The organism is Streptomyces sp. NRRL S-337 (assembly GCF_000720175.1).
Taxonomy (GTDB): domain Bacteria; phylum Actinomycetota; class Actinomycetes; order Streptomycetales; family Streptomycetaceae; genus Streptomyces; species Streptomyces siderophoricus.
Map to the genome: position 1 here is coordinate 64,214 of NZ_JOIX01000035.1, position 10,599 is coordinate 74,812.

The window sequence follows — 10,599 nt, forward strand, 5'->3', positions numbered from 1 at the left end:
CTGGGCCGAGGTGGTGCAGGGGGAGTGGGGCTGCTGGAAAAACTGGTGGGGATCGGGGAGCGGTGCCGTAATACTCGGACGGTGTTCCTGACGATAACCACCACCGGCAGCGCCGACCGTCCCGCGACCGACCTCGGATTCCTGCTGCACAAGCATCCTGACAAGGCGCAGCAGTTCTCGACGGCGCATGGCACCGCACATGTCCTGTATCCGGAGGCGGATACGGAACGGTGCACCGCGGCGCTGCTGCTGGAGGTCGATCCCATCGCCCTGGTGCGCCGGAGCCGTGGCAAGGGTCGTGGCGGCGCTCCGGACTCGGCGCTCGGGCAGTACGTGAACGACCGCCCGTATGCGGCCTCCTCGCTGCTGGCGGTGGCGTTGCGGAGCGTCTTCTCCAGCGCGATGAAGGGGCAGTGTGCGGCGCGGCCGGAGCTGGTGGCGCGGGCGATGCCGTTGCGCATCGAGGTGCCCGTGCTGCCGGCCCGGGGCGGTGCGGAGCTGGTGCGCAAGCTGTTCCAGCCGCTGGGCTGGCAGGTGCTGGCCGAGGCGGTGCCGCTGGACGAGACGTTCCCGGAGTGGGGTGACTCCCGCTACGTACGGCTCGTACTGGAAGGGGAGTGCACGCTCGCCGAGGCGCTGCGGCATCTGTACGTGCTGCTGCCGGTGCTGGACGACGCCAAGCACTACTGGGTCGCGCCCGACGAGGTCGAGAAGCTCCTGCGGGCCGGTGAGGGCTGGCTGGAGGGGCATCCGGAACAACGGGTGATCGTCGGCCGTTATCTCGCGCGGCGCTGGGCGCTGACGCGGGAAGCCATGGCGCGGCTGGAGCTGGAACGGCTGGCCGAGTCGGACGACGTGGCTGCCGAGGAGATCGACAACGCGGTGGACGAGAATGCGGACACCGAGGAACGGCCGGTGCCGCTCGCCGTACAGCGGAGGGAGGCGATCCTCGCGGTGCTGCGGTCGGCCGGGGCGGCGCGGGTGCTCGATCTCGGCTGCGGACAAGGCCAGTTGGTCGGCGCGCTGCTCAAGGACCCGCAGTTCACCGAGATCGTCGGTATGGACGTGTCGATGCGGGCGCTGCACGAGGCGCGGCGCCGGCTGCGGTTGGACCGGATGCCTGAGCGGCAGGCGGCGCGCGTACGGCTCGTACAGGGGTCGCTGGCGTACACCGACGCGCGGCTGAAGGGGTATGACGCGGCGGTGCTCAGCGAAGTCGTCGAGCACGTCGACCCGGAGCGGTTGCCGGCGCTGGAGTACGCGGTGTTCGGGGCGGCCCGGCCGAGGACGGTCGTGGTGACGACGCCGAACGTCGAGTACAACGTGCGCTGGGAGTCGCTGCCGGCCGGGCATGTACGGCACGCGGACCACCGCTTCGAGTGGACCCGGGAGGAGTTCCGGGGCTGGGCGCGGGAGGTGGCCGCACGGCACGGTTACGAGGTGGACTTTCGCCCGGTGGGGCCGGACGACCCCGAGGTCGGGCCGCCGACACAGCTCGCCCATTTCCGGCAGGCGGAGGAGGGCGGCAGTGGGAAAGCCGCAGCCGCAGTCGCGGTTGCAGTCGTAGCCGGTGATCGCGGCGAGAGCGCCGCCGGGACCGTTACCGGAACTGGAACAGGGGCCGGTAACGGTGTTGGTGCCGCCGCCGTTGCCAGCAGATGTGAGGACGGAAGTGGTTCTGTGAGTGGGGAGGAGGTTGCGGTATGACGGGCGTCGACCGTCGGGAAGTAGCGGTGGAAGCAGCGGTGGAAGTGGATGAGGAAGGGCGCGTGGGGCGCGTGGCGCGGCGGGCGCTCGGGGTGCCGGACCTGTCGCTGGTGGTGTTGGTCGGAGCCACGGGGTCCGGTAAGTCGACCTTCGCGGCCCGGCACTTCAAGGCGACGGAGGTCATCTCCTCCGACTTCTGCCGTGGGCTGGTCAGCGATGACGAGAACGACCAGAGCGCGAGCAGCGATGCGTTCGACGTGCTGCACTTCATCGTGGGGAAGCGGCTGGCGGCCGGGCGGCTGACGGTCGTCGACGCCACCAACGTGCAGTCGGAAGGGCGTACCCAGCTGGTGCGACTGGCGCGGGAGCACGACGTCCTCCCGGTGGCGATCGTGCTGGACGTGCCCGAGCAGGTGTGTGCCGAGCGCAACGCGACGCGTGCCGACCGGGCCGGTCTGCCGCGCCGCGTCATCCAGCGCCACCAGCGCGAACTGCGCCGTTCCCTGCGCCACTTGGAGCGTGAGGGCTTCCGCAAGGTGCACCACCTCAGAGGCCAGGCGGAGGCCCATGCCGCCGAGGTCGTCAGGGAGCGCAGGTTCAACGACCTGCGGCACCTCACAGGGCCGTTCGACATCATCGGTGACATCCACGGCTGCCGTTCCGAGCTGGAGACGCTGCTCGGCCGGCTGGGGTACGTCCTGGTCCGCGACGGGCTCGGCAGGGCCGTGGACGCGGCGCACCCGCAGGGCCGTACCGCCGTGTTCGTCGGGGATCTGGTCGACCGCGGGCCGGACAGCCCCGGGGTACTGCGGCTGGTGATGGGCATGGTCGCGGCCGGGCACGCGCTCTGCGTACCGGGCAACCACGAGAACAAGCTCGGCCGCTACCTCAAGGGTCGCAAGGTCCAGCACACCCACGGTCTCGCCGAAACCGTCGAGCAGCTTGAGCAGGAGGACGCCGCCTTCCGGGACGAGGTGGGGACGTTCCTGCACGGGCTGGTCAGCCACTACGTCCTCGACGGAGGCGGACTGGTGGTCTGCCACGCCGGGCTGCCGGAGAAGTACCACGGCCGGACGTCCGGCCGGGTGCGGTCCTTCGCGCTGTACGGCGACACGACCGGCGAGACCGATGAGTTCGGCCTGCCGGTGCGCTACCCGTGGGCCGAGGACTACCGCGGCCGCGCCGCCGTGGTCTACGGACACACACCCACCCCGCGTGCCACCTGGCTGAACAACACCATCTGCCTGGACACCGGGTGCGTCTTCGGCGGCCGGATGACCGCGCTGCGCTGGCCGGAGCGGGAGCTGGTGGACGTACCGGCGGAACGGGTCTGGTACGAGCCGACGAAGCCGCTCGCCAGCGAGGCGCCGGGCGGCGCGGACGGCCGTCCGCTCGACCTGGGCGACGTCGCCGGCCGGCGGATCGTGGAGACCCGCCACATGGGCCGGCTCGCCGTGAAGGAGGAGAATGCGGCGGCCGCGCTGGAGGTCATGAGCCGCTTCGCGATCGACCCGCGGCTGCTGCCGTACCTCCCGCCGACGATGGCGCCCTGCGCGACGTCGCAGGAGGACGGCTACCTGGAGCACCCGGCGGAGGCGTTCGCCGGGTACCGGGCGGACGGCGTACGGGAAGTGGTGTGCGAGGAGAAGCACATGGGGTCCCGTGCGGTGGTGCTGGTGTGCCGCGACGAAACGGTGGCCACGGAGCGTTTCGGGGCGCCCAAGGGGGTCCAGGGTGCGCTCTACACCCGTACGGGACGGCCGTTCTTCGACGGCCCGGAGGTGACCGGAACCCTGCTGCGGCGGGTCGCCGCGTGCGTCGCGGAGGCCGGGCTGTGGGAGGAGCTGGAGACCGACTGGCTGCTGCTGGACGCGGAGTTGATGCCGTGGTCGCTCAAGGCGACCGGGCTGCTGCGCAAGCAGTACGCAGCGGTGGGCGCGGCGTCCGGGGCGGCGTTCCCGGGCGTGCTCGGCGCGCTGGAGGCGGCGGCCGGCCGCGGGGTGGAGGTGGCACCGCTGCTCCAGCGGCAGCGGGACCGGGCGGCGGACGCCGCGGCGTTCACGGCGGCGTACCGGCGCTACTGCTGGCGCGTCGGCGAGCGGGCGGCGCCGGACGGGCTCGGGGCGCTGGAGGGAGTGCGGCTGGCGCCGTTCCAGATCCTCGCCGTACAGGGGCGCAGCCTCGCCGGGCTGGCACATACGGAGCAACTGGCGCTGATCGACCGCATCGTGGCGGCGGAGGGCGTGGTGGCCGGCCAGGACGACGGGGTGTCCGGAGGCGGACGTGCCGCAGGCGGGGCCGGGCTGCTGGCCACGACCCGGCGGATCGTCGTCGACACCGAGGACGAGGCGTCGGTCGTGGCCGGCATCCGGTGGTGGCTGGAGCTGACCGCGGACGGCGGCGAGGGGATGGTCGTCAAACCGGTGCAGGCGCTGATACGGCAGCCGGACGGGCGGCTCATCCAGCCGGGCGTCAAATGCCGCGGCCGCGAGTACCTGCGGATCATCTACGGGCCGGAGTACACCCGTCCGGACAATCTCAAGCGGCTGCGCATACGCCACTTGGGCCACAAGCGTTCGCTGGCACTGCGGGAATACGCGCTGGGCCTGGAGGCGTTGGACCGGATGGCGGAGGGCGAGCCGCTGTGGCGGGTGCACGAGGCGGTGTTCGGCGTGCTCGCGCTGGAGTCGGAGCCGGTGGACCCGCGGCTGTAGGGGCAGCCTGCTGACCGAGGTGGCGCGCTCGCCCCTGCTGGTCGAAGTGGCGCGGTCGCCCGTCAGGCCAACGGCGGCGCTCGCTCGTGCGCCGTTGGCCTGACGGGGGCGTTCGTCAGGCCGTTGAGGGCGCGCCCGCCATCAGGTTGTGCCTGTTGTGCCTGTTGTGCCTGTTGTGCCTGTTGTGCCTGTGGTGCGTGTCGTGCTTGTCGCGCTCGTTGTGCGGTTGGGCCGTCGGTAGTCGTTCGGTGGTACGCCTACCGTGCGGGTGAAGTGGCCGGGGGGGGGGAGTTGGCGGCGCGGCCCAGGCCTGAGAGTTCGGCCACCGGGTGGACGGGCAGGTCGGTGCGTTCGAGCAACTCGTGGGTCCGGACGATGCGTTGAGCCGAGTCGTCCGCGGCGCTCGGGCAGTGGTGTCTCGAGGTGCTGCGCCTGGCCGCCGGGGCGGTGGGCGGGTGCATTGAGGGTGGGTTGGATCGTCGCGGGGGTGACGGGGACGGTCGCGGTGACGGGGCGGTCGACGGTGGGGGCGGCGGTCACGCTGCGGGCGGGGCGCAACGGAGGCGGCGAAGCCGCCCGTGACCAGGCCATGCGCATGGCCGACCGCCGTCGGGACCGTACACCTGCCGCCGGGCAGTGGTGACCACCTGTCCCGTAGGCAGGCGCCTGTCTCGCGCTGCCCTGCCCCTTCCATCCCTCCACACGGCGAGTCGCCCGACCCGGCCACCACGGACCCGGCCACCACCAAGGCCCCGGCCACCAAGGACCCGTCCCCCACCAAAGGCCTGACCCCCGCCAAGGACCCGACCCCCACCACTACAGACCCGACCCCCCACCCAGCCACCCACCACCCACCCCGTCGACCGACCCGTGCACCCCACATCGGCCGACTCCCTCCACCCGGCCCCCGGAGCGGCCAAGATGGGGAGATGGGATTCCAAGTCGACTCCGAGGCCGGGCGGCTGCGCCGGGTCATCCTGCATCGTCCCGATCTGGAGCTGAAGCGGCTCACCCCCACCAACAAGGACGCCTTGCTCTTCGACGACGTGCTGTGGGTACGCCGGGCGCGGGCCGAGCACGACGGGTTCGCCGACGTACTGCGCGACCGGGGCGTGGAAGTGCACCTCTTCGGAGATCTGCTGGCCGAGAGCCTGCAGATCCCTGCGGCCCGCGAGCTGGTCCTGGACCGGGTCTTCGACGAGAAGCTGTACGGGCCGCTGGCCACCGACCATCTGCGCGCCGCCTTCGACGAAATGCCCGTCCCGGAACTCGTCGAGGCGCTGGTCGGCGGGATGACCAAGCGCGAGTTCCTGGAGCACCATCCCGAACCGACCTCGGTCCGCTTCCACGTGATGGATCTGGACGACTTCCTGCTGGGTCCGCTGCCCAATCACCTCTTCACGCGCGACACCTCCGCCTGGATCTACGACGGGGTGTCGATCAACTCGATGCGCTGGCCGGCCCGGCAGCGCGAGACCGTCCATTACGAGGCGATCTACCGCTACCACCCCCTCTTCCGGGGCGAGGACTTCCACGTCTGGTCGGAGGGGCAGGCGGACTACCCCTCGACGATCGAGGGCGGCGATGTCCTGGTCATGGGCAGCGGTGCGGTGCTGATCGGGATGAGCGAGCGGACCACTCCGCAGGCCGTCGAGCTGCTGGCGCGCGGGCTGTTCGCGGCCGGTTCGGCGCGCACGATCGTGGCGCTGGACATGCCCAAACGGCGGGCGTTCATGCACCTGGACACCGTCATGACCATGATCGACGGGGATACCTTCACCCAGTACGAGGGCCTCGGCATGCTCCGCTCGTACACCATCGAGCCCGGCTCGGGCGAGCAGGACGTCAAGGTCACCGATCATCCGCCGGAGCACATGCACCGCGCCATAGCGGCCTCGCTGGGACTGTCCGACATCCGGGTGCTGACCGCGACCCAGGACGTGCACTCTGCGGAGCGCGAGCAGTGGGACGACGGCTGCAATGTGCTCGCCGTGGAGCCCGGCGTGGTGGTGGCGTACGAGCGGAACGTCACTACGAACACCTTTCTGCGCAAGCGCGGCATTGAGGTGATCACGATTCCGGGGAGCGAGCTGGGGCGGGGCCGGGGTGGGCCGCGCTGTATGAGCTGTCCGGTGGCGAGGGACGCGGTGCCCGGGGCAGGCTGAGGCGTGCGGCGGTGGCGGGGGGCGGGTGCGCGTACGACGCGGCAGCCGCAGGTATGGCGTGACAGCCACAGGTACGGCGCGGCAGCCGCACGGAGGGCGTGCTGTATATAGATACGAGACGTCGTATACACTTCCAATCCAATCCAACCCCCGTCCCCGACCGCCGCGAAACAGGAGCCGACCGATGGCGATAGACCTCACGGGCCGCCACTTCCTCAAGGAGCTGGACTTCAGCGCCGAGGAGTTCCGCCGACTGATCGACCTCGCGGCCGAGCTGAAAGCGGCGAAGCGCGCCGGTACCGAGGTCCCCCGCCTCCGCGGCAAGAACATCGCCCTGATCTTCGAGAAGACCTCCACCAGGACCCGCTGTTCCTTCGAGGTCGCGGCCGCGGACCAGGGCGCCTCGACCACCTACCTCGACCCGTCCGGTTCGCAGATCGGGCACAAGGAGTCGGTCAAGGACACCGCGCGGGTGCTGGGCCGGATGTTCGACGGCATCGAGTTCCGCGGCAGCCGCCAGTCCGACGTCGAGGAGCTGGCCGCGCACGCCGGCGTACCGGTCTTCAACGGGCTGACCGACGACTGGCACCCGACCCAGATGCTCGCCGACGTCCTGACCATGGTGGAGCACGGCGGGGGCCGCCCGCTGGAGGAGACCGCCTTCGCCTACCTCGGCGACGCCCGCAACAACATGGGCAACTCCTACCTCGTCACCGGCGCCCTGCTCGGCATGGACGTACGGATCGTGGCGCCGAAGGAGCTCTGGCCCGAGGAGACGGTGATCGCCCGGGCGCACGAGCTCGCCGACGCCAGCGGGGCCCGGATCACGCTCACCGAGGACGTCGCCGACGGTGTGCGCGGTGCGGACTTCGTCGCCACCGACGTCTGGGTGTCCATGGGCGAACCCAAGGAGGTGTGGGACGAGCGGATCGCGCTGCTGGCGCCGTACGCGGTCACGATGGACGTGCTGCGTGCCACCGGCAAGCCGGACGTGAAGTTCCTGCACTGCCTGCCCGCGTACCACGACCTGGGCACGGCGGTCGGCCGGGAGATCCACGCGCGGCACGGCCTGTCGTCGCTGGAGGTCACCGACGAGGTCTTCGAGTCCGCGCACTCGGTCGTCTTCGACGAGGCGGAGAACCGGATGCACACCATCAAGGCGGTACTGGTCGCGACGCTCGCCGGCTAGGGGTGGCGGATTTCGCGCGTCGCCGCGGGCGCCGGCGGCCCGTTCTCTCGCCCGCCGTCGGCGATATCACACCGCATCGCCCATATCGGCAATATCACACCGCATAGGCATACGTCCCATAGGGCGATCATGCAGCTCCGGCGGCTACCATCGAGCCGCTAGCGGGGTTCGGACCCACCGGTCCGGACCCCGCTCGTGCGTGGCCCACCCGTGCCACGCGCACCGCACCACCAGAGAGAGAACGCCCATGCGTGCCCCAGGTCCCTCCGGACTGCGCATCAAGTCCCCCGACCTCCTCGTCGCCGAATCGGGCGCGGACCGTGAAGGCAACGGCCTCAAGCGCAGCATGGGCCTCTTCCAGCTCGTCTGCTTCGGCATCGGCGCCATCGTCGGCACCGGCATCTTCGTCGGCCTCTCCGACACCGTCGCCGAGGCCGGCCCCGCGGTCATCGTCTCCTTCCTGCTGGCCGCCGCCACCTGCGTCTTCACCGCCTTCTCCTTCGGGGAACTGGGCGGAGCGATCCCGGTGTCCGGCAGCTCGTATTCCTATGCGTACGCCACCCTCGGCGAGCGCACCGCCTTCCTCGTCGGTTGGTGTTTGCTGCTCGAATACGGCGTCTCGGTGTCGGCCGTGGCCGTCGGCTGGGGGCAGTACCTGAACGAACTGCTGGGCAGCCTGACCGGCTGGCAGCTGCCGGCCGCGCTCTCCAACCCACCCGGCGAGGGCGGGATCGTCAACGTCCCCGCCGTCGTAGTGATCGTGCTCGCCGCGCTGCTGCTGGTCCGCGGCATCCGGGAGAGCGCCCGCGCGACCGCCGCGATGGCGGTGCTGAAGCTGGCGATCCTGGTGCTGTTCTGCGCGATCGGCTTCACCGCCTTCCGGGCCGGCCACCTCTCGCCGTTCGCGCCGCAGAGCATCGCCGGGATCACCTCCGGCGCCTCGGTCGCCTTCTTCTCGTACATCGGCTTCGACGCGATCACCACGGCCGGGGAAGAGGTCAGGAACCCGCGGCGGAACGTCCCCCTCGCCATCATGATCTGCATCGGCGTGGTCACCGTGCTGTACTGCCTGGTCGCGGTCTCCGCCATCGGCGCGCTCTCCTCCGACCAGGTCGCCGACCAGCCCGCCGCGCTGTCGCTGATCGTCAACCGGGTCACCCACTCCACGTTCGGCGGCGGGGTCATCGCCTTCGGCGCGGTGGTCGCCATCGCGTCCGTCGTCCTCGCGGTGATGTACGGACAGACCCGCATCCTGATGTCGATGTCGCGGGACGGACTCGTCCCGCGCGTCTTCCAAAGGATCTCGCCGCGTACGTCCACGCCGGTCGCCAACACCTGGATCGTCGCGGCCGTCTTTGCCGTGCCCGCCGCGGTCGTCCCCCTGGACGTGGTGATGAACCTGACCACCATTGGGACGCTGGCGGTCATGGCGGCGGTCAATCTCAGCGTGCTGGTGCTCCGCCGGACCCGGCCCGATCTGCCGCGCCGCTTCCGCGTCCCGTTCTTCCCGCTCAGCCCGATTCTCGGCATCGCGTTCTGCGGCTATCTGATCTACGGGACCGGCCTGGCGACCTGGCTGCAGTTCGCGGGCTTCCTGGTGGCCGGCGCGCTGGTCTACACGCTCTACGGGCGCCGCCACTCCCGCCTCGGCCAGGCCGGCGGCCCCGGCACGGTCTCCGCGCCGACTGCGGAGGACGGGGACGACGGGGCGGACAGCGAGAGGGACGCCGAGAGGGAGCACGAGGCGGCGGTCAGCGCCGGCGCGGCCGGTGCACTTCGGGAAGGGTGAACCAGACCGCTTTACCCTGCCCGGTGCGCCGACAGCCGGAGGCGGAACTGAGCGAACGCACCAGGAGCAGCCCGCGGCTTCGGATGGCGGGGGTGGGGGCGGAGACGGGAGCGGGTGCGGGGGGCGCGGTTACGGCGACCGGTACGTCCCCCGGTCCGTCTCCTCGTTCGTCCCCCGGCTCGTCCAACGGGGACGGTGTGTCCGGTCCGGAGATCGCCAGGGAGGCGCCTGTCCCGGTCATCGACACAGGCTCGCCCGGTCCGACCGCCGGCAGCGGCAGCGCCAGGGCCAGCGGTATCGCCATCGGCAGCGACTCTCCCAGCCCCTCGAAGAGCACCGCGTCGCCGTCGTGCACCTCCACCCGACACCCGTCCGGCCCCCGCTCCACCACCAGCTCGATGGGGTGACCGTCCCTGGTGTGCTTGAGGGCGTTGGCGACCAACTCGGCGGTCAGCAGCTGAGCGGTGGTGCGGTCGGCGGTGGTCCCCAGGTCCTGGAGCGCGCAGCGGACCATCGCACGGGCGATGGGGACGGCCGTCGCTCCCCGAGGAAGCGCGATGCGCCAGCTCGACGGCGGAGGCGATTCCAGCATGCGGGCGGCGTTCCGTTCGCGAGGGCGGGCTCGGACGGTTCCACCGTAGGAAGCGCGGGGCAGCCTGGGCAGGGCCGGGCGGCCGCAAGGTACGTGACCCAGGTCATACGCGAGGCGGACCAAAGTCCCGAACGGGCGGGACCTTCGACCCGGCGGGGCCGGGCGGGGTCGGGGCGGGCCCCGGCGCGTATGGGGCGTAGGGAGGCGCGTACGGGCGGCGGTGCCGGCGGCGGCGACGGCGGGTGAGGGGTGACCCGTGGGCGGCGCGCGAAGGGCGACCCGGTGACAACGGTGACCCGGTGATGCTGCCGCGCTGGTCCGATCAGGGGCGGTGGTGGGAGGCCCTTAGACGCCGTTTCTGATGGCGTGATCGCTCGTTGAGCTGCGCATGGCGGATCTGGTTGAGCGGTTGGTGCCGGACGAGTTGTGGGTGCTGTTCCGGC

6 protein-coding genes are annotated in these 10,599 nt (G+C 71.3%); 5 read left to right on the forward strand and 1 reads right to left on the reverse strand.

Annotation, left to right across the window (positions count from 1 at the left end; translation table 11 throughout):
• The first annotated feature begins 81 nt into the window (after nt 1-81).
• The 5 genes from IG62_RS0123725 to IG62_RS0123745 all read left to right on the forward strand — a co-directional run bounded on the left by IG62_RS0123725 (nt 82) and on the right by IG62_RS0123745 (nt 9,564).
• The gene (locus IG62_RS0123725) at nt 82-1,707 is read left to right on the forward strand and encodes a 3' terminal RNA ribose 2'-O-methyltransferase Hen1 (RefSeq protein ID WP_037839125.1); all 1,626 of its coding nucleotides are present in this window, start codon (nt 82-84) and stop codon (nt 1,705-1,707) included.
• Complete coding sequence (locus tag IG62_RS0123730; protein ID WP_078872194.1) at nt 1,704-4,421, forward strand: polynucleotide kinase-phosphatase; 2,718 nt, start codon at nt 1,704-1,706, stop codon at nt 4,419-4,421. The genes IG62_RS0123725 and IG62_RS0123730 overlap by 4 nt, the downstream gene beginning before the upstream one ends.
• Before the next feature lie 929 nt (nt 4,422-5,350).
• Nucleotides 5,351-6,586 (forward strand): arginine deiminase, encoded by a 1,236-nt coding sequence (locus tag IG62_RS0123735; RefSeq protein WP_030806785.1) that lies wholly within the window; start codon nt 5,351-5,353, stop codon nt 6,584-6,586.
• Nucleotides 6,587-6,770: 184 nt separating this feature from the next.
• Complete coding sequence (gene argF / locus IG62_RS0123740) at nt 6,771-7,775, forward strand: ornithine carbamoyltransferase (protein ID WP_030806788.1); 1,005 nt, start codon at nt 6,771-6,773, stop codon at nt 7,773-7,775.
• 247 nt (nt 7,776-8,022) lie between these two features.
• Nucleotides 8,023-9,564: an amino acid permease gene (locus IG62_RS0123745; protein WP_030806791.1), complete on the forward strand. Its 1,542-nt coding sequence runs from the start codon at nt 8,023-8,025 to the stop codon at nt 9,562-9,564.
• Here the strand turns inward: IG62_RS0123745 and IG62_RS50215 are convergent.
• Entirely contained in the window at nt 9,527-10,156 is a 630-nt protein-coding gene (locus IG62_RS50215; RefSeq protein WP_030806794.1) for an ATP-binding protein, read from the reverse strand. The two genes, IG62_RS0123745 and IG62_RS50215, sit on opposite strands and share 38 nt — an antisense overlap.
• Between the last annotated feature and the right edge of the window lie 443 nt (nt 10,157-10,599).

What these genes read in the sequence shown, in the direction of transcription:
- IG62_RS0123730 (WP_078872194.1), top strand. Translation starts at nt 1,704, where the DNA reads ATGACGGGCGTCGACCGTCGGGAAGTAGCGGTGGAAGCAGCGGTGGAA.
- argF (WP_030806788.1), top strand. Translation starts at nt 6,771, where the DNA reads ATGGCGATAGACCTCACGGGCCGCCACTTCCTCAAGGAGCTGGACTTC.
- IG62_RS0123745 (WP_030806791.1), top strand. Translation starts at nt 8,023, where the DNA reads ATGCGTGCCCCAGGTCCCTCCGGACTGCGCATCAAGTCCCCCGACCTC.
- IG62_RS0123735 (WP_030806785.1), top strand. Translation starts at nt 5,351, where the DNA reads ATGGGATTCCAAGTCGACTCCGAGGCCGGGCGGCTGCGCCGGGTCATC.
- IG62_RS50215 (WP_030806794.1), bottom strand. Translation starts at nt 10,156, where the DNA reads ATGCTGGAATCGCCTCCGCCGTCGAGCTGGCGCATCGCGCTTCCTCGG.